Source organism: Pseudomonas sp. PL-6, from assembly GCF_054110165.1.
Genome location: NZ_CM134189.1, coordinates 182,791 through 206,772 on the forward strand (window position 1 = coordinate 182,791; position 23,982 = coordinate 206,772).

At 64.8% G+C, this 23,982-nt stretch carries 19 protein-coding genes, 2 tRNA genes and 3 rRNA genes; 18 read left to right on the forward strand and 6 right to left on the reverse strand.

Annotated features, from left to right (window positions below):
- Window positions 1–236: 236 nt before the first annotated feature.
- From ACW9UL_RS00840 to ACW9UL_RS00885, 10 genes are all read left to right on the forward strand, one after another.
- Window positions 237–1,773 (forward strand): 16S ribosomal RNA (locus ACW9UL_RS00840).
- An 85-nt stretch (window positions 1,774–1,858) separates the two neighbouring features.
- Window positions 1,859–1,935, forward strand: a tRNA-Ile gene (locus tag ACW9UL_RS00845).
- 22 nt (window positions 1,936–1,957) lie between these two features.
- A tRNA-Ala gene (locus ACW9UL_RS00850) sits at window positions 1,958–2,033 on the forward strand.
- Window positions 2,034–2,291: 258 nt separating this feature from the next.
- A 23S ribosomal RNA gene (locus ACW9UL_RS00855) occupies window positions 2,292–5,183 on the forward strand.
- Between the two features lie 159 nt (window positions 5,184–5,342).
- Window positions 5,343–5,458, forward strand: a 5S ribosomal RNA gene (rrf, locus tag ACW9UL_RS00860).
- The 16S, 23S and 5S rRNA genes sit together here with 2 tRNA genes alongside, the layout of an rRNA operon.
- A 194-nt stretch (window positions 5,459–5,652) precedes the next feature.
- Window positions 5,653–6,204, forward strand: coding sequence for a chorismate--pyruvate lyase family protein (locus tag ACW9UL_RS00865; RefSeq protein ID WP_457788541.1), 552 nt, complete (start codon window positions 5,653–5,655; stop codon window positions 6,202–6,204).
- 122 nt (window positions 6,205–6,326) lie between these two features.
- Window positions 6,327–7,217 (forward strand): 4-hydroxybenzoate octaprenyltransferase, encoded by an 891-nt coding sequence (gene ubiA / locus ACW9UL_RS00870; protein WP_021443305.1) that lies wholly within the window; start codon window positions 6,327–6,329, stop codon window positions 7,215–7,217.
- Window positions 7,218–7,301: 84 nt separating this feature from the next.
- Window positions 7,302–7,991 (forward strand): phosphate regulon transcriptional regulator PhoB, encoded by a 690-nt coding sequence (gene phoB / locus ACW9UL_RS00875; protein WP_003464641.1) that lies wholly within the window; start codon window positions 7,302–7,304, stop codon window positions 7,989–7,991.
- A gap of 42 nt (window positions 7,992–8,033) precedes the next feature.
- Window positions 8,034–9,353 carry a phosphate regulon sensor histidine kinase PhoR gene (gene phoR / locus ACW9UL_RS00880; RefSeq protein ID WP_457788542.1) on the forward strand — a complete coding sequence of 440 codons (1,320 nt, stop codon included), beginning with the start codon at window positions 8,034–8,036 and terminating at the stop codon, window positions 9,351–9,353.
- 72 nt (window positions 9,354–9,425) lie between these two features.
- Window positions 9,426–10,766: a hemolysin family protein gene (locus tag ACW9UL_RS00885; RefSeq protein ID WP_122110065.1), complete on the forward strand. Its 1,341-nt coding sequence runs from the start codon at window positions 9,426–9,428 to the stop codon at window positions 10,764–10,766.
- On the opposite strand, the gene ACW9UL_RS00890 is transcribed toward ACW9UL_RS00885, so the two are convergent.
- Complete coding sequence (locus ACW9UL_RS00890; protein WP_457788543.1) at window positions 10,753–11,913, reverse strand: BCCT family transporter; 1,161 nt, start codon at window positions 11,911–11,913, stop codon at window positions 10,753–10,755. The genes ACW9UL_RS00885 and ACW9UL_RS00890 overlap by 14 nt on opposite strands.
- A 224-nt stretch (window positions 11,914–12,137) precedes the next feature.
- Here ACW9UL_RS00890 and rd point away from each other — a divergent pair, with 224 nt between their 5' ends.
- The 5 genes from rd to ACW9UL_RS00915 all read left to right on the forward strand — a co-directional run bounded on the left by rd (window position 12,138) and on the right by ACW9UL_RS00915 (window position 15,376).
- Window positions 12,138–12,305, forward strand: a complete 168-nt coding sequence (gene rd / locus ACW9UL_RS00895) for a rubredoxin (protein ID WP_021443301.1) — start codon at window positions 12,138–12,140, stop codon at window positions 12,303–12,305.
- Window positions 12,306–12,384: 79 nt separating this feature from the next.
- Window positions 12,385–13,533: an FAD-dependent oxidoreductase gene (locus tag ACW9UL_RS00900; protein WP_397498666.1), complete on the forward strand. Its 1,149-nt coding sequence runs from the start codon at window positions 12,385–12,387 to the stop codon at window positions 13,531–13,533.
- Window positions 13,534–13,721: 188 nt separating this feature from the next.
- A complete protein-coding gene (locus ACW9UL_RS00905; RefSeq protein ID WP_003242571.1) occupies window positions 13,722–13,994 on the forward strand; it encodes an HU family DNA-binding protein in 273 nt (90 codons plus the stop codon).
- A 160-nt stretch (window positions 13,995–14,154) separates the two neighbouring features.
- The gene (locus tag ACW9UL_RS00910; protein WP_021445239.1) at window positions 14,155–14,550 is read left to right on the forward strand and encodes a hypothetical protein; all 396 of its coding nucleotides are present in this window, start codon (window positions 14,155–14,157) and stop codon (window positions 14,548–14,550) included.
- 82 nt (window positions 14,551–14,632) lie between these two features.
- Window positions 14,633–15,376 carry a hypothetical protein gene (locus tag ACW9UL_RS00915; protein ID WP_457788544.1) on the forward strand — a complete coding sequence of 248 codons (744 nt, stop codon included), beginning with the start codon at window positions 14,633–14,635 and terminating at the stop codon, window positions 15,374–15,376.
- Window positions 15,377–15,459: 83 nt separating this feature from the next.
- On the opposite strand, the gene ACW9UL_RS00920 is transcribed toward ACW9UL_RS00915, so the two are convergent.
- The 3 genes from ACW9UL_RS00920 to ACW9UL_RS00930 form a co-directional block, all read right to left on the reverse strand.
- Complete coding sequence (locus ACW9UL_RS00920; RefSeq protein ID WP_122110059.1) at window positions 15,460–16,866, reverse strand: aminoacyl-tRNA deacylase and HDOD domain-containing protein; 1,407 nt, start codon at window positions 16,864–16,866, stop codon at window positions 15,460–15,462.
- Between the two features lie 91 nt (window positions 16,867–16,957).
- Window positions 16,958–19,033 (reverse strand): ATP-dependent DNA helicase RecG, encoded by a 2,076-nt coding sequence (gene recG, locus ACW9UL_RS00925; protein ID WP_457788545.1) that lies wholly within the window; start codon window positions 19,031–19,033, stop codon window positions 16,958–16,960.
- 9 nt (window positions 19,034–19,042) lie between these two features.
- Entirely contained in the window at window positions 19,043–19,972 is a 930-nt protein-coding gene (locus ACW9UL_RS00930; RefSeq protein WP_021444296.1) for a hydrogen peroxide-inducible genes activator, read from the reverse strand.
- A gap of 242 nt (window positions 19,973–20,214) precedes the next feature.
- Here ACW9UL_RS00930 and ACW9UL_RS00935 point away from each other — a divergent pair, with 242 nt between their 5' ends.
- From ACW9UL_RS00935 to ACW9UL_RS00945, 3 genes are all read left to right on the forward strand, one after another.
- Window positions 20,215–21,072, forward strand: a complete 858-nt coding sequence (locus ACW9UL_RS00935; RefSeq protein ID WP_457788546.1) for an NAD-dependent epimerase/dehydratase family protein — start codon at window positions 20,215–20,217, stop codon at window positions 21,070–21,072.
- Window positions 21,073–21,873, forward strand: coding sequence for an AraC family transcriptional regulator (locus tag ACW9UL_RS00940; RefSeq protein WP_457788547.1), 801 nt, complete (start codon window positions 21,073–21,075; stop codon window positions 21,871–21,873).
- Between the two features lie 69 nt (window positions 21,874–21,942).
- Window positions 21,943–22,563: a LysE family translocator gene (locus ACW9UL_RS00945; protein WP_457788548.1), complete on the forward strand. Its 621-nt coding sequence runs from the start codon at window positions 21,943–21,945 to the stop codon at window positions 22,561–22,563.
- 109 nt (window positions 22,564–22,672) lie between these two features.
- Here the strand turns inward: ACW9UL_RS00945 and ACW9UL_RS00950 are convergent, their stop codons facing one another.
- Both ACW9UL_RS00950 and ridA read right to left on the reverse strand, forming a co-directional pair.
- Window positions 22,673–23,404, reverse strand: a complete 732-nt coding sequence (locus tag ACW9UL_RS00950) for a hypothetical protein (RefSeq protein ID WP_457788549.1) — start codon at window positions 23,402–23,404, stop codon at window positions 22,673–22,675.
- A 57-nt stretch (window positions 23,405–23,461) separates the two neighbouring features.
- Window positions 23,462–23,842 (reverse strand): deaminase RidA, encoded by a 381-nt coding sequence (gene ridA, locus ACW9UL_RS00955; protein ID WP_457788550.1) that lies wholly within the window; start codon window positions 23,840–23,842, stop codon window positions 23,462–23,464.
- Window positions 23,843–23,982: the final 140 nt, after the last annotated feature.

The window sequence follows — 23,982 nt, forward strand, 5'->3', positions numbered from 1 at the left end:
AAATTCGAAAAACAGCTTGACGGAAAGATGGGGTGCTGTAGAATGCGCGCCTCGGTTGAGACGAAAGACTTGACCAACTGTTCTTTAACAACTGAATCAAGCAATTCGTGTGGGTGCTTGTGAGGTAAGACTGGTAGTCGACTGATTATCAGCATCACAAGTAACACTCGTGAATTCGAGAGTTTTTTGCGATTGCTGAGCCAAGTTTAGGGTTTTCTCAAAACCCAAGCAGTATTGAACTGAAGAGTTTGATCATGGCTCAGATTGAACGCTGGCGGCAGGCCTAACACATGCAAGTCGAGCGGATGAGGGGAGCTTGCTCCCTGATTTAGCGGCGGACGGGTGAGTAATGCCTAGGAATCTGCCTAGTGGTGGGGGATAACGTTCCGAAAGGAACGCTAATACCGCATACGTCCTACGGGAGAAAGCGGGGGATCTTCGGACCTCGCGCCATTAGATGAGCCTAGGTCGGATTAGCTAGTTGGTGAGGTAACGGCTCACCAAGGCGACGATCCGTAACTGGTCTGAGAGGATGATCAGTCACACTGGAACTGAGACACGGTCCAGACTCCTACGGGAGGCAGCAGTGGGGAATATTGGACAATGGGCGAAAGCCTGATCCAGCCATGCCGCGTGTGTGAAGAAGGTCTTCGGATTGTAAAGCACTTTAAGTTGGGAGGAAGGGTATTCACCTAATACGTGAGTATCTTGACGTTACCGACAGAATAAGCACCGGCTAACTTCGTGCCAGCAGCCGCGGTAATACGAAGGGTGCAAGCGTTAATCGGAATTACTGGGCGTAAAGCGCGCGTAGGTGGTTCGTTAAGTTGGATGTGAAAGCCCCGGGCTCAACCTGGGAACTGCATCCAAAACTGGCGAGCTAGAGTACGGTAGAGGGTGGTGGAATTTCCTGTGTAGCGGTGAAATGCGTAGATATAGGAAGGAACACCAGTGGCGAAGGCGACCACCTGGACTGATACTGACACTGAGGTGCGAAAGCGTGGGGAGCAAACAGGATTAGATACCCTGGTAGTCCACGCCGTAAACGATGTCAACTAGCCGTTGGGTTCCTTGAGAACTTAGTGGCGCAGCTAACGCATTAAGTTGACCGCCTGGGGAGTACGGCCGCAAGGTTAAAACTCAAATGAATTGACGGGGGCCCGCACAAGCGGTGGAGCATGTGGTTTAATTCGAAGCAACGCGAAGAACCTTACCTGGCCTTGACATGCTGAGAACTTTCCAGAGATGGATTGGTGCCTTCGGGAACTCAGACACAGGTGCTGCATGGCTGTCGTCAGCTCGTGTCGTGAGATGTTGGGTTAAGTCCCGTAACGAGCGCAACCCTTGTCCTTAGTTACCAGCACGTTATGGTGGGCACTCTAAGGAGACTGCCGGTGACAAACCGGAGGAAGGTGGGGATGACGTCAAGTCATCATGGCCCTTACGGCCAGGGCTACACACGTGCTACAATGGTCGGTACAAAGGGTTGCCAAGCCGCGAGGTGGAGCTAATCCCATAAAACCGATCGTAGTCCGGATCGCAGTCTGCAACTCGACTGCGTGAAGTCGGAATCGCTAGTAATCGTGAATCAGAATGTCACGGTGAATACGTTCCCGGGCCTTGTACACACCGCCCGTCACACCATGGGAGTGGGTTGCTCCAGAAGTAGCTAGTCTAACCTTCGGGGGGACGGTTACCACGGAGTGATTCATGACTGGGGTGAAGTCGTAACAAGGTAGCCGTAGGGGAACCTGCGGCTGGATCACCTCCTTAATCGAAGACACCGGCTTTCTCATAAGCTCCCACACGAATTGCTTGATTCATAGTCGAAGACGATGCTGTAACGCGACCCTGTTATAGGTCTGTAGCTCAGTTGGTTAGAGCGCACCCCTGATAAGGGTGAGGTCGGCAGTTCAAATCTGCCCAGACCTACCAATTGCTTGGTGCAGATGATTACGGGGCCATAGCTCAGCTGGGAGAGCGCCTGCTTTGCACGCAGGAGGTCAGCGGTTCGATCCCGCTTGGCTCCACCACTCTCGCGCGTTGCGGTAGCAGAGAAAGAGTTCAGAAATGAGCGCTTCAGGGTTGACCTGGTGAGTGCTGATTTCTGGTCTTTTGACCGGTACGAAAATCGTTCTTTAAAAATTTGGGTATGTGATAGAAGTGACTGATTAATTGCTTTCACTGGCAATTGATCTGGTCAAGGTAAAATTTGTAGTTCTCAAGACGCAAATTTTCGGCGAATGTCGTCTTCACGATTGAGATCGTAACCAGATTGCTTGGGGTTATATGGTCAAGTGAAGAAGCGCATACGGTGGATGCCTTGGCAGTCAGAGGCGATGAAAGACGTGGTAGCCTGCGAAAAGCTTCGGGGAGTCGGCAAACAGACTTTGATCCGGAGATCTCTGAATGGGGGAACCCACCCAGCATAAGCTGGGTATCACACACTGAATACATAGGTGTGTGAGGCGAACCAGGGGAACTGAAACATCTAAGTACCCTGAGGAAAAGAAATCAACCGAGATTCCCTAAGTAGTGGCGAGCGAACGGGGACTAGCCCTTAAGTTGATTTGAGAGTAGCGGAACGCTCTGGAAAGTGCGGCCATAGTGGGTGATAGCCCTGTACGCGAAACTCTCTTGTCAATGAAATCGAGTAGGACGGGGCACGAGAAACCTTGTCTGAATATGGGGGGACCATCCTCCAAGGCTAAATACTACTGACTGACCGATAGTGAACCAGTACCGTGAGGGAAAGGCGAAAAGAACCCCGGAGAGGGGAGTGAAATAGAACCTGAAACCGTATGCGTACAAGCAGTGGGAGCCCACTTTGTTGGGTGACTGCGTACCTTTTGTATAATGGGTCAGCGACTTATATTCAGTGGCGAGCTTAACCGAATAGGGGAGGCGTAGCGAAAGCGAGTCTTAATAGGGCGCTTTAGTCGCTGGGTATAGACCCGAAACCGGGCGATCTATCCATGGGCAGGTTGAAGGTTAGGTAACACTGACTGGAGGACCGAACCGACTACCGTTGAAAAGTTAGCGGATGACCTGTGGATCGGAGTGAAAGGCTAATCAAGCTCGGAGATAGCTGGTTCTCCTCGAAAGCTATTTAGGTAGCGCCTCGTGTATCACTGCTGGGGGTAGAGCACTGTTTCGGCTAGGGGGTCATCCCGACTTACCAAACCGATGCAAACTCCGAATACCGGCAAGTGTCAGCACGGGAGACACACGGCGGGTGCTAACGTCCGTCGTGAAAAGGGAAACAACCCAGACCGTCAGCTAAGGTCCCAAAGTTATGGTTAAGTGGGAAACGATGTGGGAAGGCTTAGACAGCTAGGAGGTTGGCTTAGAAGCAGCCACCCTTTAAAGAAAGCGTAATAGCTCACTAGTCGAGTCGGCCTGCGCGGAAGATGTAACGGGGCTCAAACCATACACCGAAGCTACGGGTTCATCTTAGGATGAGCGGTAGAGGAGCGTTCTGTAAGCCTGTGAAGGTGAGTTGAGAAGCTTGCTGGAGGTATCAGAAGTGCGAATGCTGACATGAGTAACGACAATGCGAGTGAAAAACTCGCACGCCGAAAGACCAAGGTTTCCTGCGCAACGTTAATCGACGCAGGGTTAGTCGGCCCCTAAGGCGAGGCAGAAATGCGTAGTCGATGGGAAACGGGTTAATATTCCCGTACTTCTAGTTACTGCGATGGAGGGACGGAGAAGGCTAGGCCAGCACGGCGTTGGTTGTCCGTGTTTAAGGTGGTAGGCTGGTTTCTTAGGTAAATCCGGGAGATCAAGGCCGAGAGCTGATGACGAGCGTTCTTTTAGAATGCGAAGTGGTTGATGCCATGCTTCCAGGAAAAGCTTCTAAGCTTCAGGTAACTAGGAACCGTACCCCAAACCGACACAGGTGGTTAGGTAGAGAATACCAAGGCGCTTGAGAGAACTCGGGTGAAGGAACTAGGCAAAATGGCACCGTAACTTCGGGAGAAGGTGCGCCGGTGAGGGTGAAGCATTTACTGCGTAAGCCCATGCCGGTCGAAGATACCAGGCCGCTGCGACTGTTTATTAAAAACACAGCACTCTGCAAACACGAAAGTGGACGTATAGGGTGTGACGCCTGCCCGGTGCCGGAAGGTTAATTGATGGGGTTAGCGCAAGCGAAGCTCTTGATCGAAGCCCCGGTAAACGGCGGCCGTAACTATAACGGTCCTAAGGTAGCGAAATTCCTTGTCGGGTAAGTTCCGACCTGCACGAATGGCGTAACGATGGCGGCGCTGTCTCCACCCGAGACTCAGTGAAATTGAAATCGCTGTGAAGATGCAGTGTATCCGCGGCTAGACGGAAAGACCCCGTGAACCTTTACTATAGCTTTGCACTGGACTTTGAGCTTGCTTGTGTAGGATAGGTGGGAGGCTTTGAAGTGGGGACGCCAGTTCTCATGGAGCCATCCTTGAAATACCACCCTGGCAACCTTGAGGTTCTAACTCTGGTCCGTTATCCGGATCGAGGACAGTGTATGGTGGGTAGTTTGACTGGGGCGGTCTCCTCCCAAAGAGTAACGGAGGAGTACGAAGGTGCGCTCAGACCGGTCGGAAATCGGTCGTAGAGTATAAAGGCAAAAGCGCGCTTGACTGCGAGACAGACACGTCGAGCAGGTACGAAAGTAGGTCTTAGTGATCCGGTGGTTCTGTATGGAAGGGCCATCGCTCAACGGATAAAAGGTACTCCGGGGATAACAGGCTGATACCGCCCAAGAGTTCATATCGACGGCGGTGTTTGGCACCTCGATGTCGGCTCATCACATCCTGGGGCTGAAGCCGGTCCCAAGGGTATGGCTGTTCGCCATTTAAAGTGGTACGCGAGCTGGGTTTAGAACGTCGTGAGACAGTTCGGTCCCTATCTGCCGTGGACGTTTGAGATTTGAGAGGGGCTGACCTTAGTACGAGAGGACCGGGTTGGACGAACCTCTGGTGTTCCGGTTGTCACGCCAGTGGCATTGCCGGGTAGCTATGTTCGGAAAAGATAACCGCTGAAAGCATCTAAGCGGGAAACTTGCCTCAAGATGAGATCTCACTGGAGCCTTGAGCTCCCTGAAGGGCCGTCGAAGACTACGACGTTGATAGGTGGGGTGTGTAAGCGCTGTGAGGCGTTGAGCTAACCCATACTAATTGCCCGTGAGGCTTGACCATATAACACCCAAACAATCTGCTCTGAGAGCAGAGGGTGTCGATGGTGAAGTCGACAACAGCCGAAGATTTGCACGAGAGCTACAGGCCCAAAGGCCAAGCCAAACGACTGTCACATACCCAATTCGCTGTAACGGCTAACCCCGCGACAGCAACAAATTGCTTGACGACCATAGAGCGTTGGAACCACCTGATCCCATCCCGAACTCAGCAGTGAAACGACGCATCGCCGATGGTAGTGTGGGGCTTCCCCATGTGAGAGTAGGTCATCGTCAAGCTCCTATACGAAACCCCAGATCGCCAACGCGGTCTGGGGTTTCTTCTTTGCGCCGGGAAAGCTTTGCGAGCAAAGCTCGCTCTACAGCTCCTACAGGCAGAGCCGCCTGGACGAGGCATTATGCGTTTTGATCCACGAATGACTAACTGCCGCGTGCTAGACTCGCGCGCTTTCGTTCTGTGGTGATTGTCCTTCGTGCCCCACGCTGCCCTTGCCCATCCGCCGCGCTGGCTGACCTGCGCCCAGCTGCATCCGCAGCCGACCGCCGGGGTGCGCGACTGGCTGTTCAACCAGGACTCGTTGACCCGCCGCCTCACCGCGCTGTCGCATGACGGTTTCTCCGTTACCCCGTTGGACGAGGGCTGGCAGCGCCTGCGCAGTGACGAGTGCGCCGCGCTCGGCGTCGCCGAGGGCAGCCAGGGCTGGGTGCGCGAGGTGTACCTGCGCGGCCACGGCCAGCCCTGGGTATTCGCCCGCAGCGTCGCCGCGCGTAGCGTGCTGGAAGGCTCCGGGCTGAACCTAGCCGAGTTGGGCAGCCGTTCGCTCGGCGAGCTGCTGTTCAGCGACCGCGCCTTCGACCGCGGCGAGCTGCAGGCCTGTCGCTATCCCGCTGCCTGGCTGCCGCAAGAGGCGCGCGCCGAGCGTCTGTGGGCGCGGCGCTCCTGTTTTAGTCGCGGGCCCTTGGGGGTACTGGTGGCCGAGGTGTTTTTACCGCAATTCTGGGCCGCAGCGGCTATCGAGCCTTAGGCCGGGGCAGGCGCAGCGGTACCCATCACCTGCATAGCCATGATGGGTTACGCCGTTACGCGCCTAACCCATCCTACACATCGCTCCCTTATACTCCGCGCAACCTGCCCGGAGACGCTTCGATGTACACCCGCCTGTTGCAATCGACCACCCGCCTGCACCCACGCGCCTGGGACTTCATCCAGCTGATGCGCCTGGACAAGCCGATCGGCATCTACCTGCTGCTGTGGCCGACGCTGTGGGCGCTGTGGGTGGCGGCCGAAGGCGTGCCCAGCGCGAAGAACCTGTTCGTCTTCGTCGTCGGCGTGATCCTGATGCGCGCCGCCGGCTGCGTGATCAACGACTACGCCGACCGTAACTTCGACGGCCACGTCAGCCGCACCCGGGCGCGGCCGCTGGCCAGCGGCAAGATCCAGCCGCGCGAGGCGCTGATCCTGTTCGCCGTGCTGGTGGCGCTGAGCTTCGGCCTGGTGCTGCTGACCAACGCCGCGACCATCTGGCTGTCGTTCGGCGGCCTGGCCCTGGCGGCCTGCTATCCCTTTATGAAGCGCTACACCTTCTACCCCCAGGTGGTGCTCGGCGCGGCCTTCTCCTGGGGCATGCCGATGGCCTTCACCGCCGAGACCGGCAGCCTGCCGCCCGAGGCCTGGCTGCTGTACATCGCCAACCTGCTGTGGACCGTTGCGTACGACACCTACTACGCCATGGCCGACCGCGAGGACGACCTGAAGATCGGGGTCAAGTCCACCGCCATCCTGTTCGGCGACGCCGACCGTCTGATCATCGCCACCCTGCAGGGCCTGGCGCTGCTCTGCCTGCTGCTGGCCGGCGCGCGTTTCGAGCTGGGGCTCTGCTTCCACGCCGGCCTGCTGGTCGCCGCCGTCTGCTTCGCCTGGGAATACCACGCCACGCGCAACCGCAAGCCCATGGCCTGCTTCAACGCCTTCCTGCACAACCACTGGGCGGGGTTGGCGATCTTCGTCGGCATAGTGCTGGACTACGCCTGGCGCTGAAGCAGGCCGCGCACCTGTCATATCGCTGCAATAATTCCGTTATCTAATGCGGCGCAGACAGATGAACGAACCGAGGCGGTACCCATGGTTGGCAAGAACATCCTGATCGTCGACGACGAAGCACCGATCCGCGAGATGATCGCGGTGGCCCTGGAGATGGCCGGCTACGAGTGCCTGGAGGCGGAGAACACCCAGCAGGCCCATGCCGTCATCGTCGACCGCAAACCCGACCTGATCCTGCTCGACTGGATGCTGCCCGGCACCAGCGGCATCGAGCTGGCCCGCCGCCTCAAGCGCGACGAGCTGACCTGCGACATTCCGATCATCATGCTTACCGCCAAGGGCGAAGAGGACAACAAGATCCAGGGCCTGGAAGTCGGCGCCGACGACTACATCACCAAGCCCTTCTCCCCGCGCGAGCTGGTCGCCCGTCTCAAGGCCGTGCTGCGCCGCGCCGGGCCCAGCGACAGCGAGGCGCCGATCGAGGTTGGCGGCCTGCTGCTCGACCCCATCAGCCACCGCGTCACCATCGACGGCAAACCCGCCGAGATGGGCCCCACCGAATACCGCCTGCTGCAGTTCTTCATGACCCACCAGGAGCGGGCCTATACCCGCGGCCAACTGCTCGATCAGGTCTGGGGCGGCAACGTCTACGTCGAGGAACGCACCGTCGACGTGCATATCCGCCGCCTGCGCAAGGCCCTCGGTGATGCCTACGAAAACCTGGTGCAGACGGTGCGCGGCACCGGGTATCGTTTCTCCACCAAAGGCTGATCGCTGGCGCGGAGCTTCTGCGCACGCGCTCTGCTGACAAGGATGCGCTCCATCGTGAACCAAGACTGGCGTGGCGCTGTGGTGCGTCGCCTGCTGCTGCTGATCGGCGCCTGCTTGCTGCTGGGCCTGGTCACCGGCGAATATGCCTGGGCCCTGGCCGCCGGCCTGGCCGTCCACCTGGGCTGGACCCTCAGCCAGCTGCTGCGCCTGCACAAGTGGCTGCGCGAGCACAAACCCGACGAGCCGCCGCCGGACGGCTACGGCCTGTGGGGCGAGGTGTTCGACAGCATCTATCACCTGCAGCGGCGCAACGAGAAGGCGCGCGGCCGTCTGCAGGCGGTGATCGACCGCGTGCAGGAGTCCACCGCGGCGCTCAAGGACGCGGTGGTGATGCTCGACAGCCAGGGCAACCTGGAGTGGTGGAACCGCGCCGCCGAGACCCTGCTGGGCCTGAAGACGCCGCAGGACAGCGGCCAGCCCATCGCCAACCTGGTGCGCGACCCGCGTTTCAAGGACTACTTCGAGCGCGGCAACTACGCCGAGGCGCTGGAAATTCCCTCGCTGGTCAACGACCGCCGTCGTTTGCAATTCCATATCACCCAGTACGGCAACCGCGAGCACCTGCTGCTGGTGCGCGACGTCACCCGCCTGCATCAGCTGGAGCAGATGCGCAAGGACTTCGTCGCCAACGTCTCCCACGAGCTGCGCACGCCGCTGACGGTGATCGCCGGTTACCTGGAGACCCTGCTGGACAACGTCGAGGCGGTCAATCCGCGCTGGCTGCGGGCGCTGCAGCAGATGCAGCAGCAGGGCGCGCGCATGCAGACGCTGCTCAACGACCTGCTCTTGTTGGCCAAGCTGGAGGCCACCGACTACCCCTCGGACAACCAGCCGGTGGCGGTCGACCTGCTGCTGCTGTCGATCAAGAACGACGCCCAGGCGCTGTCCGGCGAGCAGCACCATCGCATCAGCCTGGAAGCCGACCCGCACCTCAGGCTCAAGGGCAGCGAGGCGGAGTTGCGCAGCGCCTTCTCCAACCTGGTGTTCAATGCGGTGAAGTACACCCCGGCCGGCGGCGAGATCCGCATCCGCTGGCAGGGCGATGAGCAGGGCGCGCATCTCAGCGTGCAGGACACCGGCATGGGCATCGAGGCCAAGCACCTGCCGCGGCTGACCGAGCGTTTCTACCGGGTCGACTCCAGTCGTGCCAGCAACACCGGCGGCACCGGCCTCGGCCTGGCCATCGTCAAGCACGTGCTGCTGCGCCATCGCGGCAATCTGGCGATCGTCAGCGTGCCGGGCAAGGGCAGTACCTTCACCTGTCATTTCGCCCCGGCGCAGGTGGTGCAGCGCGTCCGCTGAGGCCGCCTCGGCTCTTGCAAAGCGCCGCGCCAGCCCCCACCCTCTAGCGGTCATTGGCCAACCCGAATCCCCATGGACCCTTCCACGAGCCTCTCCGTTTCCACCTACTTCGCCGACTTCGGCCTCGTCCTGTTCGCCCTGTTTCTGGTCCTGCTCAACGGCTTCTTCGTCGCCGCCGAGTTCGCCATCGTCCGCCTGCGCGCCACCAAGGTCGACGCCCTGGCCGAGGCGCACGGCTGGCGCGGGCATATCCTGCGCACCGTGCACAACCAGATGGACGCCTACCTGTCGGCCTGTCAGCTGGGCATCACCCTGGCCTCGCTGGGCCTGGGCTGGGTCGGCGAGCCGGCCTTCGCTCACCTGCTCGAGCCGCTGCTCGGCGCCCTGGGCGTGGAGTCGCCCAAGCTGGTGCACGGCATCGCCTTCTTCACCGCGTTCTCGATCATTTCCTACCTGCACATAGTGGTCGGCGAGCTGGCGCCCAAGTCCTGGGCGATCCGCAAGCCCGAGCTGCTCTCGCTGTGGACGGCGGCGCCGCTGTACGCCTTCTACTGGCTGATGTACCCGGCGATCTTCGTCCTCAACGCCAGCGCCAACGCCATCCTGCGCGTCGCCGGCCAGGGCGAGCCGGGGCCGCACCACGAGCACCACTACAGCCGCGACGAGCTCAAGCTGATCCTCCACTCCAGCCGCGCCAGCGCGCCCAGCGACCAGGACATGCGCGTGCTGGCCTCGGCGGTGGAGCTCGGCGAGCTGGAAGTGGTGGACTGGGCCAACTCGCGCGAGGACCTGGTGTACCTGGAGCTCAACGCCAGCCTCGACCAGGTGTTCGCCACCTTCCGCCGGCACAAGTACAGCCGCTACCCGATCTTCGACGAGAGCAAGGGCGAGTTCGTCGGCGTGCTGCATATCAAGGACCTGCTGCTGCACCTGTCGCTGCTGGAGATGCTGCCCTCGGCGCTCAAGCTGGGCGAACTGATGCACCCGCTGGAGCGGGTCAACCGGCACATGCCGCTGTCGCAGCTGCTCGAACAGTTCCGCCAGGGTGGCGCGCACTTCGCCCTGGTCGAGGAGGCCGACGGCAAGGTGATCGGCTACCTGACCATGGAGGACGTGCTCGAGGCCCTGGTCGGCGATATCCAGGACGAGCACCGCAAGGCCGAGCGCGGCATCCTCGCCTACCAGCCGGGCAAGCTGCTGGTGCGCGGCGACACGCCGCTGGCCAAGGTCGAGCGCCTGCTCGGCGTCGACCTCGACCATATCGAGGCCGAGACCCTGGCCGGGCTGATCTACGACTACCTCAAGCGCATGCCCGAGGAGGAAGAGGTGCTGGAAACCGACGGCCTGCGCATCATCGTCAAGAAGATGAAGGGGCCCAAGGTGGTGCTGGCCAAGGTGCTCAAGCTCGACTGACGCCTGGCCGTGGCGCGCCGATGCCGCGCAACGCCGGGCGGCAGCGGCGCAGCAGCAGGACCAGGGTCACGGCGTACAGGCCGATCACCGTCAGGCCCACCCAGTGGATCTCGAACGGGGTGAACTTGAAGGCCAGCACCAGGGTGCCGAGCAAGGTGAAGTGGCAGACCAGGAAGCGCCCGCGGCCCAGGCGCTGCACGCTGAGGCCGAGGTTGTCGCTGTACAGGCGCACCAGCGAATCCACCGAGTTGATCACGAAGATCACCCCCACGGCGAGCATCGCCAGCTTCCACAGCGGGGCGATGGCGATGTTCTCGGCGAAATGGTGGTGCAGCACGGCGAACCAGATCGCCAGCGGAATCGACGGGATGATCAGCAGCGCCAGCAGCAGCTGGTAGGTCTTCAGGCCGCCGACGAAGCGCGAGACGAACTGGCCGATCATGATGCTCCAGGCGAACCACCAGAACAGGTAGAAGGCGTGGTAGTCGCTCAGCGGCAGGACGAAGCGCGGCAGCTCGGCGAAGTAGCCGCTGCCGATGGCCGCCGCCGCCGCGGCGAAATGCTCGGGGCCGACCCCGCCGACCAGCGCCATGGCCAGGATCAGGGCGAAGAACAGCCAGGTGGAGGCGACGCTGAGGATCTTCAGGTAGCGGATATCGGTGCTGGAGTAGATCGCCGCCAGGAGGATCGCCACCACCGTCAGGTACTGCCAGGCTTCGCCGACCTCGGGGGCGTACCAGGCGATATTGACCAGGAACAGGTAGGCGGTGAAGGCGCAGGTGGCGACTATCACCAGGTTGTTCACCAGCTTCACCGGACGCAGCTCGAACAGTTTGACCTTGGGTTCGATCACGCAGAAGTAGAAGGTGGTGATGAAGTACAGCAGCCAGACCAGGAAGCCCCAGAAGCCGAAGGCCACCGCCAGCGGGTTGGAGAACTGGTAGGGCGCCTCGCTGGCGTACACCGGGAATTCGGTGAGCGGGAAGATGATCAGGCCCATGTCCAGGCCCGAGGTGAAGAGGATGGCGAGGAAGGTGAACAGCCCCACCGGCTCGCTGCCGGTGCAGCGTAGCCGGCCCCAGCGCAGCAGCACCCAGAGGGTCAGAGCGAGGAGGGCGAGGATCGCCGCGGAGAGAATCGCGTTCATCGGTGCGTGGCCTCGTGCTTTCTTGTTGGAATCGCCCGGTTTTCCCCGGGAGGCCCTGGATACTGCTTCAACCCCGGCCCGCGGACATATCCGAGGGCGTCACGTTGCGTACCGATTACGGCCATGCGGCGCCCCAACCTCCGTCTGGAGGGGGCGCCGCGCGCTTGGCTGGCGAACCCTATCTGGAGTAGGGTCGGTGTGAGCGGGCGCGGAAGGAGAGGGCGATGCGCAAGTGGCAATGCGTGGTCTGCGGGTTCATCTATGACGAGGCCGAGGGCCTACCCGAGGAGGGCATAGATCCCGGCACGGCCTGGGAGGATATCCCCGCCGACTGGGTATGCCCGGACTGCGGCGTGGGCAAGGCGGATTTCGAGATGATCGAAGTGTCCTGAGCGGCGCGGTTTCTTTCACTGGATCAATGGCGACGGCCCGCGGGCCGTCGCGTCGTATGCGAAGCGAGGAGTTGTGAACATGAGTGCACCTGTGGTGATCGTCGGCACCGGCCTGGCCGGCTACAACCTGGCCAAGGAGTGGCGCAAGCTGGACGGCGATACGCCGCTGCTGCTGATCACCGCCGACGACGGGCGCTCCTACTCCAAGCCGATGCTGTCCACCGGCTTCGGCAAGAACAAGGACGCCGACGGCCTGGCCATGGCCGAGGTGGGCGCCATGGCCGAGCAGCTCAAGGCCGAGATCCGCACCCACACCCGCATCACCGGCATCGACCCGGAGCATCAGCGCCTGTGGATCGGCGAGGAAGCCGTGGCCTATCGCGACCTGGTGCTGGCCTGGGGCGCCGAGCCGATCCGCGTGCCGGTGGAAGGCGACGCACAGGACGCCATCTACCCGATCAACGACCTGGAGGACTACGCACGCTTTCGCGCGGCGGCGGCCGGCAAGCGCCGCGTGCTGCTGCTCGGCGCCGGCCTGATCGGCTGCGAGTTCGCCAACGACCTCAGCGCCGGCGGCTATCAGGTCGAGCTGGTGGCGCCCTGCGAGCAGGTCATGCCCGGCCTGCTGCACCCGGCCGCCGCGGCGGCGGTGCAGGCCGGCCTGGAAAGCCTCGGCGCGCGTTTCCACCTCGGCCCGGTGCTGGCCAGCCTCAACCACAAGGGTGAGGCGCTGCAGGCGCTGCTGTCCGATGGCAGCCTGATCGACTGCGACCTGGTGGTGTCCGCCGTCGGCCTGCGCCCGCGCATCGAGCTGGCCGCCGCCGCCGGCCTGGCGGTGGGCCGCGGGGTGGTGGTCGACCGCCGGCTGCAGACCTCCCACGCCCATATCTATGCCCTCGGCGACTGCGCCGAGGTGGACGGCCTCAACCTGCTCTACGTGATGCCGCTGATGGCCTGCGCCCGCGCCCTGGCCAAGACCCTGGCCGGCGAGCCGACGGCGGTCAGCTATGGCCCCATGCCGGTGACGGTGAAGACCCCGGTGTGCCCGCTGGTGGTGTCGCCGCCGCCGCGCGGCAGCCAGGGCGAGTGGACGGTGGAAGGCAGCGGCGGCGATATCAAGGCGCTGTGCCGCGACGCCGCGGGCAGCCTGCTGGGCTACGCCCTGACCGGCAGCGCCGTGCAGGAAAAACTGGCGCTGAACCGGGAGCTGCCGGCGCTGTTGGCATGATTGCCGGCCGTTCTGTCGGATACGCCACGAAAATGCCCGGCCAAAGTGTCGGACGAGACTGGCGCAGTGCGATGCGGCATGCCATTCTCCCTGGGGTCTGCCGCAGCGCAGAGCTGTTGCGGCGCCTTGGGCGCTGTTCTGGAAGGACAGCACGGACACAACAACAAAAAACCGTCAAAGAGGCATCTATGCGTAAACCGGAACTCGCCGCCGCCATCGCCGAAAAGGCTGATCTGACCAAGGATCAGGCCAATCGTGTACTCAACGCCGTACTGGAAGAAATCACCGGTGCACTGAACCGCAAGGACAGTGTGACCCTGGTGGGCTTCGGTACCTTCGTCCAGCGCCACCGTGGCGCCCGCACCGGGAAGAACCCGCAAACCGGTCAGCCGGTCAAGATCAAGGCCAGCAACACCGTCGCCTTCAAACCGGGCAAGTCCCTGAAAGACGCGGTCAACTGAGCCTGTCGCCCGGAGCCGCTCGGCTCCGGGCCTCTCCCGTCTGGGTGCGTACGACGCAGCCGGCGCCTTCAGCGTCCCCACCGTGCTTTTGGCAGGCTGTAGTCCTGCAAGAAAACCACTACAATGCGCGGCCATCATCTTCGATCATTGGGGCCTGTGCATGAAATTCCGTTTTCTCCTGTGGATGCTGGGCCGCCTCATGGCCAAGGCCAGTCGCGACAACCCGGCGTTTCGTCAGCAGCTCGAAGGCCGCGATATGGTGTTCCAGCTGCATACCCTGGACGGCAAGGTGGCGCGCCACTTCATCGTCGCGGGCCAGCGCATCAGCAGCAAGCGCGGTATCGCCGCGGAGCCCGCTTTCGCTCTGGGTTTCAAGGATGCCGCCTATGGTTTCGCCACCATGACCGCGAAGAACAAGCAGCTGGCCTTCATGCAGGGCATCCAGAACAAGGACATCCAGATCCAGGGCAACCCGGCGCTGGTGATGTGGTTCCAGGGGCTGACCAAGTACCTGACACCGAAGAAGAAGGTCGATTCGGCGAAAAAGGCCGCCTGATCCCCAGTTGCGCGCGCCGTCGCTGGTCGGCGCGCCGCGCTTTGGTTAGGCTGCCCGGCAAGTCCCAGTGGAAAGCCTGGCCATGCGTCTGATCGTCCTGCCCCTGCTGCTGTTGGCGGCCGCCTCGCTGCGGGCCGAGCCGGCCTCTCCCCACGCGCTGTTGCCGCTGTTCGAACTGGCCGGTATCCATCTGCTCTGCGAGCAGAGCGCGCCCTTGCTGCAGCGCGGCCAGGAGCCGGCCGAGCAGCAGCGCCTGGGGCAGCTGTTCGCCGGCCCGGCGCTGTGCCTGGAGCTGGCCAAGCGGGTCAGCGCCCAGCTCGATGCCGCGCAGCTGGCGCAGGCCCGCGAGCGCCTCGACAGCCCGCTGGCGCGGCGTTTCACCGCCGCCGAACGGGCGGTCGGCGAGCAGCCGCAGGGCCTGATCGAGTATCGCCAGCGCCTGGCCGCGCAGCCGCCGCGCGGTGTGCGCCTGGAACTTGTCAAGCGTCTGGATGCGGCGGCGCATACCACGGTGCTGGCCAGCCTGCTGCGTTACGAGGTGGGCAAGACCCAGGCGTTGCTGGCGCTGCGCGCGCGCGGCGAGAACCTCGACGAGGCCGAGCTGCAGGCGCAGACCCAAGCCCAGGCCGCGGCCATTCGCCAGTCCAGCGCGCAGGCGGTGGAATCCTTCATGCTCTATGCCTACCGGCAGATGCCCAGCGAGCAGTTGGCCGAGTATGCCGCGCTGTACGAACACGCCAGCGTCAACCGCCTGCTCGCCGCCAGCGTGGCGGCGGTGCCGCAACTGTTCGGCGAACGCCGCGAGCAATTGCGCCAGGCGCGCTAGACGGAGCAAGCCTCGGCAGCGTCGGGCTGCGCGCTGCGCGCGCCCGTGCATGACCCCGCGAGCAGCGCGCGGGTGGCATCGGCTCAGTGCGGATGCTGGAACTGCGCCGCCAGTTCGCGCAGCGCCACTTCGGCGGCCAGCACCTTGCTCACCGCGTCGTCGGCCTTTTCCCGGCTCAGGCCCAGGGCCTCGAACAGTTCATCGGGAATCTCCTCCTGCGGTCCGGCGCCGATGCCGCGGTTGCGCAGCAGGCGCACGGCCAGGCACACCAGGTTGGCGAAGGCGGCGTGATCGCCGGCGTAGCTGGGGTCGTGCTGGAAGCGCAGGGCGCAGGCCAGTTCCTCGGGCATGTCCCAGTGGCGCATCAGCCAGGCGCCGATCTGTTCGCGGGTGATGCCCAGCAGGTGCTGCTCGATATGGCTGGCCGGCAGGTGCGGGTTGACCTCCAGGTGCCGGCAGATCAGCGAGAAATGCGGCGGGAACACGTGCGCCAGGACCAGGTAGCCGAAATTGTGCAGCAGCCCGGCGAGGTAGGTCAGGCCGGCTTCCGGGCGCTGCGCACGGGGCATGGCGCGGGTCAGGCCCTCGATCACCGCGGCGCTGTAGATCGCCTGCTGCCAGTAGGGCGTGGCGTGCTGCGGCTGGTCCTTGGGCAGGCTGAGGGTCTTGCCCAGGGCCAGGCCGAGCGCCAGGTTGATCACCAGGTCGAAGCCCAGCACGCGGACGATGGCGTCCTCCACCGAGCGGATCTTGCCCGGCGCGGCGTAATAGGGCGAGGCGGCCCAGCTGACCACCTGGGCGGCCAGCGCCGGGTCGGTCTCGACCACGCCGGTGATGTCGTCCACCGTGGCGTCGGGGTCGACGCGCAGCTTGATGATCTTCTGCGCGGTCTCCGGCAGCGGCGGAATCTCGATGGTTTCCTCCAGGCGCTGCTGGATGCGCCGCGCGGTGAAGGCCTGCACCGCCTGGGTGATCTCGGCGCGGTCGTCGTCGGGGCGGTCGAGGTTCGGCCTGATCGCGCTCAGCGGCTCGCCGAAGCGCGCCGCGCTGGCCTTGCTCAGCAGCGTCTTGTAGGCCTCGGTGGGAATCTCCAGCAGCACGCCGGGCTGGCCGGACTCCACCAGCAGGCTGGGCACCTGCAGCAGGCGCTCGTCGTACAGGCAGGGCGAGCTGGTCAGCGGCGGCAGGCCGGGCAATAGCGCCAGGTTGTGCTTGCCGAGCATGCGCTCCAGCCGCTCCGGCTTGACCGCGGTGAGCTGGCGCCCGGTGAGTTCGGCCAAGCGGCCGAGGTCGAGCAGCTGGCTGCGCGGGTAGAGCACCAGCAGGGCGCCCACGGCATCCTCCAGCAGCACCGCCTGCAGGCGGGCGGCGGCCGGCAGGCCGGGGCGCTCGGCGCAGACCCGGTAGGGCACGGCGAGCTTGTCCAGCAGCTGCAGTATCACCGCGGGCGGCTGCGGATGGGCGTTGGGGGCGAGGGCGGCTTCAGTCATTTCGGGTATCCGGCGGTGGCGCATGTGCCCGGAGTATAACCAGCGGGCATCGGTGCGAAGGTTCGGGGCGACGGTCGCCCTGTGATTCAGTTCACACTTGACCGTATTGTTGGCCGTGACGCAACCAGCGCTCCAGCAACGGCGCGACATGCTGCGGCCAGCGCTCCAGCAGGGCGGCGGCAGCGTCGCGCACGGCCGGCAGCAGGTCGGCGTCGCGCATCAGGTCGGCCACCTTGAACTGCAGCAGACCGGTCTGGCGGGTGCCGAGCATCTCGCCCGGTCCGCGCAGCTCCAGGTCCTTCTCGGCGATGACGAAACCGTCGGTTGTCTCGCGCATGATGCCTAAGCGTTCGCGGCCCAGTTGCGACAGCGGCGCGTGGTAGAGCAGCACGCAGTGGCTGGCGGCGCTGCCGCGACCGACCCGCCCGCGCAGCTGGTGCAGTTGCGCCAAGCCCAATCTTTCCGGGTTCTCGATGATCATCAGGCTGGCGTTGGGCACGTCGACGCCCACCTCGATCACCGTGGTGGCCACCAGCAGCTGCAGCCGGCCCAGCTTGAATTCGTCCATCACCGCGGCCTTCTCGGCCGGTTTCATGCGCCCGTGGATCAACCCCACGCGCAGCTCGCCCAGCGCACTGGAGAGCTCCTCGAAGCTGGTCTCGGCGGCCTGGCAGGTGAGCTCCTCGGATTCCTCGATCAGGGTGCACACCCAGTAGGCCTGGCGCCCCTGCTGGCAGGCACTGCGCACGCGCTCGACCACCTCGTCGCGGCGGCTGTCGGCGATCACCAGGGTGTTGACCGGGGTGCGCCCCGGCGGCAGCTCGTCGAGGATCGAGGTGTCCAGGTCGGCGTAGGCGCTCATCGCCAGCGTTCTGGGTATCGGCGTGGCGGTCATGATCAGCTGGTGCGGGCAGAGCCGGCCGTCGATGCCCTTCCGGCGCAGGGCCAGGCGCTGCTGTACGCCGAAGCGGTGCTGCTCGTCGATGATCACCAGCGCCAGGCGCTTGAACCGTACTTCGTCCTGGAACAGCGCATGGGTGCCGACCACCATCGGGCAGCCCGCGGCTATCTGTTCCAGGGCGGCCGCGCGGGCCTTGCCCTTGAGCTTGCCGGCCAGCCAGGCGACGTCCAGGCCGAGCGGCGCCAGCCACTTGCTGAAGTTGAGAAAGTGCTGCTCGGCGAGGATCTCGGTCGGCGCCATCAACGCCACCTGGTAGCCGGCTTCCAGCGCCTGCAGCGCGGCCAGCGCGGCGACCACCGTCTTGCCGGCGCCGACATCGCCCTGCACCAGGCGCAGCATGGGTTCGCTTTGCGCCAGGTCGTAGGCGATCTCGGCGCCGACCCGCTGCTGCGCGCCGGTGGGGGCGAAACCGAGGTTGGCGAGGTACTGCTGCGGCAGTCTTTTCGCCGGCGGCAGCGCCGGCGCCTGCTGCGCGCGCACCTGCTCGCGCAGGCGTTGCAGCGACAGCTGGTGGGTCAGCAGCTCCTCGAAGGCCAGCCGGTGCTGGGCCCAGTGGCGGCCCTCGGCGAGCTCCTCGACATCGGCGTCCGGCGGTGGTCGGTGCAGGTAGCGGATGGCATCGCTCAGCGGCGCCAGGCGGTAGTCGCGGGCCAGCTCGTCGGGCAGCCAGTCCGGCAGGCTGTGCGGGCCGAGGCGGGCCAGGGCCAGTTGGCTCAGGCTGCGCAGGCGCTGCTGGGTGAGGCCCTCGGTGCTCGGGTAGATGGGCGTCAGGCTCTGTTCCACCGGAGCCGGTTCATCGCCGCTCTGCGCGCGGTATTCCGGGTGGTAGATCTCCAGGCCGGTGGCGCCGGGGCGTACTTCACCGTAGCAGCGCAGCGCGGTGCCGCGTTTGAGGCCATCGCGCTGCGCCTGGCTGAAGTGGAAGAAACGCAGGCTCAGCGTGCCGCTGCCGTCCTGCAGGCGCACCAGCAGGCTGCGGCGCCGGCCCATGACCACGTCGGCGCCGGCCACCACGCCTTCGACCACCGCATCCTGCCCTGGGCGCAGGGCGCCGATGGGGGTGATGCGGGTGCGATCCTGATAGCGCAGCGGCAGGTGGAACAGTACGTCCTGCAGGTTTTCCAGGCCGACCTTGGCCAGCTTCTCGGCCAGGGCCGCACCCACGCCCTTGAGCGCGGTGACGGAAACCGTCGCCAACTCGGTCATGCTGCGACCTCAGGCGCTCTTGGCCTGCGGGTTGCGGGCGACCGAGCAGAGGCGGATGGAGTCGGCCAGCACTTCGATGGCGTTGGGCCGCGGGAAGCTGGCGCGCCAGGCGATGGCCACGGTGCGGAAGGGTACCGGCGCGCTGAGCGGACGCACCTCGATCACGCCGGGCGCGTAGTGGTGGCTGTCCACCGCGGAGAACGGCAGGATCGACACGCCGAGGCCGGAGGCGACCATATGGCGGATGGTCTCCAGCGAGCTGGATTCCACCGTGGTGTGCTTGCCGTGGTCGTCGCCGCCCTTGCGCAGGGTCGGGCAGGCCTCCAGCACCTGGTCGCGGAAGCAGTGGCCCTCGCCGAGCAGCAGCAGGCTCTTGTCGTTGAGCAGCTTGGTGTCGATGGTGTCCATCGCCGCCCAGGGGTGGCCGGCTGGCAGCAGGGCGTAGAACGGCTCGTCGTACAGCGGCTTGGTCAGCACATCGGCTTCCTGGAACGGCAGGGCGATGATGATGGCGTCCAGCTCGCCGGTGCGCAGCTTGTCGCGCAGGATATGGGTGAAGTTTTCCTCGATATACAGCGGCATGTCCGGGGCGACCCGGTGCAGCTGCGGAATCAGGTGGGGGAACAGGTAGGGGCCGACGGTGTAGATGGCGCCGATCTTCAGCGGTGCGGCCAGCTGGTTCTTGCCGGCCTGGGCCAGTTCGCGGATACCCTGGGCCTGCTCCAGCACCTTCTGCGCCTGGGTGACGATGCCCTCGCCGACCGGCGTCAGGCGTACCGCGCTCTTGCTGCGCTCGAAGATCAGCACGCCGAGCTCGTCCTCCAGCTTCTTCACCCCGACCGACAGGGTCGGCTGGCTGACGTGGCAGCGCTCGGCGGCGCGGCCGAAGTGCTGTTCCTGGGCGAGGGTGACGATATAGCGCAGTTCGGTGAGGGTCATAGTGTTTATCCATTAAGTTGCCGACAAGCATAGCCTTTGCATACGAATGAACCAACCGGGCCAACAGGCCGTTTAAAAACTATCTGCGTTGTCATCGCTGCGTTAAAAACAGGCTCAAAATGCTCATTTACAGCTCGTAAACTCCGCTTTTTCGTCTGTTTTTGCCTTGCGCTGACTGCCTCGCCGACGTTTTTAAACGGCCTGTTACACTGCGCCTTCGCACAAATCTCGGGGAGAAAAGCATGTCCGCATGCAACAGCCTGCTGATCGCCGGGTGCGGCGACGTCGGCACCCGTCTCGGCCTGCGCCTGGCCGAAGCCGGTTGGCGGGTGCACGGCCTGCGCCGTAAGGTGGCGCAGTTGCCCGCCGCCATCGCGCCGGTGGCCGGCGATCTGCACGCAGACGCCTGCCCGGCGGCCTGGCCGCCGGGCGAGCTGGATTACCTGGTGTACTGCGCGGCGGCCAGCCAGCACGACGAGGCCGGCTATCGCGCCGCCTATGTCGACGGCCTGCGCCACGTGCTGGCCTGGCTGGCGCAGCACGGCCAACGCCCGCGGCGCATCCTGTTCGCCTCCAGCAGCGGGGTGTACGGGCAGCAGCAGGGCGAGTGGGTCGACGAGGAATCGCCGGCCGAGGCGCAGAGCTATTCGGCGCGGATCATGCGCGAGGCCGAGCAACTGGCACTGGGCGGCGGTCTGCCGGCCAGCGTGGTGCGCCTGACCGGCCTCTACGGCCCCGGCCGCGAGTGGCTGCTGAGCCAGGTGCGCGGCGGTTATCGGGTCAGCGAGACGCCGCCGCTGTACGGCAATCGCATTCATGTCGATGACGCAGCGGGGCTGTTCGCCACGCTGCTGCAGGCGGACGCCGCGGGTGCGCCCTTGGTCGACTGCTACCTGGGCGTCGACGACGAGCCGGCGCCGCTGCACGAGGTGGTGGCCTGGCTGCGCGGGCAACTGAGCGTCAGCCACTGGAGCGACGAGCAGCGCGTGCGCCGCGCCGGCAGCAAGCGCTGCAGCAACGCCCGCGCCCGCGCACTGGGCTGGGCGCCGCAGTACCCGAGCTACCGCGAGGGCTATGCGGCGATTCTGGCGGGGCGCTAGATGGACGCCAATCGCCTGCTGGCCAAGCCCTGGCTGCCGGGTGTGGAGCTGTTCCATGCCGACTTCTCCGGGCAGGCGTTCGGCCGCCACAGTCACGATGCCTTTGCCGTCGGTGCCATCCTGGCGGGCGTCGGCGGCTACCAGTGTCGTGGTCAGCGCCACGCCTTGCCGGCCGGCACCCTGTCGCTGATGAATCCCGAGGAGCCGCACACCGGCCATGCCGAATCGCCGCGGCTGGTCTACCGCATGCTCTATATCGAGGAGGCGCGGCTGCCGGCGCTGCTTGGGCGCAAGCGCCTGCCCGATGGCTTTCGCAGCCTCAATCCGACCGACGACGGTCAGGTCGCCGCGGGTCTGGCGCGTCTGGCGCAGGAGTTCGAGCGCGGCGGCGCGCTGACGCTGGAGAGCGAGCTGCTGGCCGTGCTGGAGCTGGTGTTCGTCCGCCATGGCGGCCTGCGCGCGGCGCGCCCGGCGCCGCGCGACGGCGGGGTGACGGCCTTCGTGCGCGACTACCTGGAGGCGCACTATGCCGAGGCGGTCAGCCTGGAGCAGTTGGCCGGGCTGGTGCAGCGCCATCCGCGCCACCTGATCGAAGCCTTTCGCCGCGCCTATGGCGTGCCGCCGCACACCTACCTGCTGCAGCGCCGCGTGCGCGAAGCCAAGCGCCTGCTGCTGGGCGAGCAGGCGCCGCTGGCGGTGGCGCTGAGCCTGGGCTTCTACGATCAGGCGCATTTTGCCGGCACCTTCAAGCGTTTTACCGGCGTCACCCCCGGCCAGTTCCGGCGCGGTGCGGTGACCTGAGTTTTCTCCAAGACTCCGGCGCAGAGCCCTCGGGAAACTGATCGCCCTGTTTGCCGGAGGTCGCTTTCGATGTCTGCCTTGTTCGTGCTGGTGGCCAGCACCCATTTCGCCGCCCTGCTGTCGCCGGGGCCGGACTTCTTGCTGCTGATTCGTACCGCCCTCGGCGACGGCCGGCGTCAGGCCGATGGCTGCGCCGCCGGTATCGCCCTGGCCAATCTGCTGAGCATGCTGCTGGTGTCGCTGGCCCTGGGTCTGTTGCCGGGGCAGGGCGGTGGCTTCTGGCGCGTGCTGCAGGCGCTGGGCGGCGCCTACTTCGCCTGGCTCGGCCTGCAGGCCTTGCTGTCGCGGCGTGAGCTGAACCTGCCATCGGGACAGCAGGCGGCGGCCGGCAGCTGGTGGCGCGGGCTGCGCCAAGGGCTGCTGGCCAGCAGCCTCAATCCCAAGCTGCCGCTGTTCTATGCCGGGTTGTTCGGCGTGCTGCGCGAGGCGGCCATGCCGGTCTGGGGGCTGGTCCTGGCCATGGCCTGGATGACCCTGGTGGTCTGGCTGTGGGATCTGGCGCTGGTGCGCCTGCTCGGCCGGCGACGCTGGCGCGGCTGGCTGCAGCGCCGGGTGCGCTGGCTGGATCGTGGCTGCGGGGCGCTGCTGCTGGCGCTGGGGAGCTGGCTGCTGCTGGGCGCTTTGCGCTGAAGGGGGACGGCTGGTGCGGATGCAATCCGGGAATCGCCTGCCGCCACAGTCCCGGATCGCATCCGGGCGCTACGTGGCAGCCAGCTTGCCGGGGTCGGCGCGACGCCGCTCAGCGCCGCCTGAGCAGCCAGCGCTGCGGGCCGGGCTGGTACTCGGGCATCTCGTCGAACTGGGCGCGGTTGTGCGCCTCGAAGATGCGCAGCTGGTCGCCCTCGTGGACGAACAGCCAGGGGCTGCCCTGGTCGCCTGCCTGCAGCCACAGGCTGTCGTGCTCGCCGCTCATCGCCGCGCAGTCGCCGGCCAGGCACAGGGCGAAGCGTTCGGCGCCGGGCAGGCCCTGGACCTGGCCGTCGGCGGCGAAACGCACCAGGCCGCCCTGGCCCAGGCCCTCGGCGATCAGCCAGTCGCCGCCGAGGTAGTCGCGGTACAGCGCCTGCTCGAAGCTGCTGCCCAGCGGCGCGCCGTTGCTCTGGCCGGCACTGCGGGCGAAGCGCTGCTCCGGCCAGTAGCCGCTGGCCACCTGGGTCAGCTGGCCGCCGTGCAGGCTCAGCTGCTCCTGGTAGTCGCCGTAGAAGGTCACCTGCCAGCGCCCGTCGCCGGCCGCCTGCAGGCGCCCTTCGGCCAGTTCGAAACCGTTGCTGTAGCTGGCCTGCTGGCGCTCGGGGTCGATCTGCCATTCCAGGTTCGGCCCGTAGGCCAGCAGCGCCTCGCGCAGGCGGCCGCTTTCGCGCGCGGCGTCGATGGCCACCTGGTTGATCCAGGTGCCGCTCGGGTCGTTGCTCGGGGTGCCGGCGCAGCCGACCAGCAGGGCGCTGCACAGCAGCAGGGAAAGCAGGCGCATGGCGGTCTCCATGCCGGGCGGGAAGAGAGGGCGGGGCAGCGGGCCCCGCCGCAGGACTTACTCGAGAACCAGAATAGCGTCCATTTCCACCTGCGCGCCGCGCGGCAGGGCGGCCACGCCGATGGCGGCACGGGCCGGGTAGGGCTGCTCGAAGTAGCGGCCCATGACTTCGTTGACCTTGGCGAAGTGGGAGAGGTCGGTGAGGAAGATGTTCAGCTTGACGATGTCCTTGAACGAGCCGCCGGCGGCTTCGGCCACCGCCTTGAGGTTCTCGAACACCTGCACGGTCTGCGCTTCGAAGCCTTCGACCAGCTCCATGCTGACCGGGTCCAGCGGGATCTGTCCGGAAATGTAGAGGGTGTTGCCGGCCTTGATCGCCTGGGAGTAGGTGCCGATGGCGGCCGGGGCCTTGTCGCTGGTGATGACGGTCTTGCTCATGAATCGCTCCTTGGAAAAGGCAGCTTCAAGCCATGGGCCTCGAGCTGCAAGTAAAGGCGGCTGTCAGGCTACAGGCTGCAAATGGCAGGCTCAAGAAACCCGCTGGTGCTTGTCGCTTGCAGCTTGAAATTTGTCGCTGG

What these genes read in the sequence shown, in the direction of transcription:
- ubiA (WP_021443305.1), top strand. Translation starts at nt 6,327, where the DNA reads ATGTACACCCGCCTGTTGCAATCGACCACCCGCCTGCACCCACGCGCC.
- phoB (WP_003464641.1), top strand. Translation starts at nt 7,302, where the DNA reads ATGGTTGGCAAGAACATCCTGATCGTCGACGACGAAGCACCGATCCGC.
- phoR (WP_457788542.1), top strand. Translation starts at nt 8,034, where the DNA reads ATGCGCTCCATCGTGAACCAAGACTGGCGTGGCGCTGTGGTGCGTCGC.
- ACW9UL_RS00885 (WP_122110065.1), top strand. Translation starts at nt 9,426, where the DNA reads ATGGACCCTTCCACGAGCCTCTCCGTTTCCACCTACTTCGCCGACTTC.
- ACW9UL_RS00890 (WP_457788543.1), bottom strand. Translation starts at nt 11,913, where the DNA reads ATGAACGCGATTCTCTCCGCGGCGATCCTCGCCCTCCTCGCTCTGACC.
- rd (WP_021443301.1), top strand. Translation starts at nt 12,138, where the DNA reads ATGCGCAAGTGGCAATGCGTGGTCTGCGGGTTCATCTATGACGAGGCC.
- ACW9UL_RS00900 (WP_397498666.1), top strand. Translation starts at nt 12,385, where the DNA reads ATGAGTGCACCTGTGGTGATCGTCGGCACCGGCCTGGCCGGCTACAAC.
- ACW9UL_RS00905 (WP_003242571.1), top strand. Translation starts at nt 13,722, where the DNA reads ATGCGTAAACCGGAACTCGCCGCCGCCATCGCCGAAAAGGCTGATCTG.
- ACW9UL_RS00910 (WP_021445239.1), top strand. Translation starts at nt 14,155, where the DNA reads ATGAAATTCCGTTTTCTCCTGTGGATGCTGGGCCGCCTCATGGCCAAG.
- ACW9UL_RS00915 (WP_457788544.1), top strand. Translation starts at nt 14,633, where the DNA reads ATGCGTCTGATCGTCCTGCCCCTGCTGCTGTTGGCGGCCGCCTCGCTG.
- ACW9UL_RS00920 (WP_122110059.1), bottom strand. Translation starts at nt 16,866, where the DNA reads ATGACTGAAGCCGCCCTCGCCCCCAACGCCCATCCGCAGCCGCCCGCG.
- recG (WP_457788545.1), bottom strand. Translation starts at nt 19,033, where the DNA reads ATGACCGAGTTGGCGACGGTTTCCGTCACCGCGCTCAAGGGCGTGGGT.
- ACW9UL_RS00930 (WP_021444296.1), bottom strand. Translation starts at nt 19,972, where the DNA reads ATGACCCTCACCGAACTGCGCTATATCGTCACCCTCGCCCAGGAACAG.
- ACW9UL_RS00935 (WP_457788546.1), top strand. Translation starts at nt 20,215, where the DNA reads ATGTCCGCATGCAACAGCCTGCTGATCGCCGGGTGCGGCGACGTCGGC.
- ACW9UL_RS00940 (WP_457788547.1), top strand. Translation starts at nt 21,073, where the DNA reads ATGGACGCCAATCGCCTGCTGGCCAAGCCCTGGCTGCCGGGTGTGGAG.
- ACW9UL_RS00945 (WP_457788548.1), top strand. Translation starts at nt 21,943, where the DNA reads ATGTCTGCCTTGTTCGTGCTGGTGGCCAGCACCCATTTCGCCGCCCTG.
- ACW9UL_RS00950 (WP_457788549.1), bottom strand. Translation starts at nt 23,404, where the DNA reads ATGCGCCTGCTTTCCCTGCTGCTGTGCAGCGCCCTGCTGGTCGGCTGC.
- ridA (WP_457788550.1), bottom strand. Translation starts at nt 23,842, where the DNA reads ATGAGCAAGACCGTCATCACCAGCGACAAGGCCCCGGCCGCCATCGGC.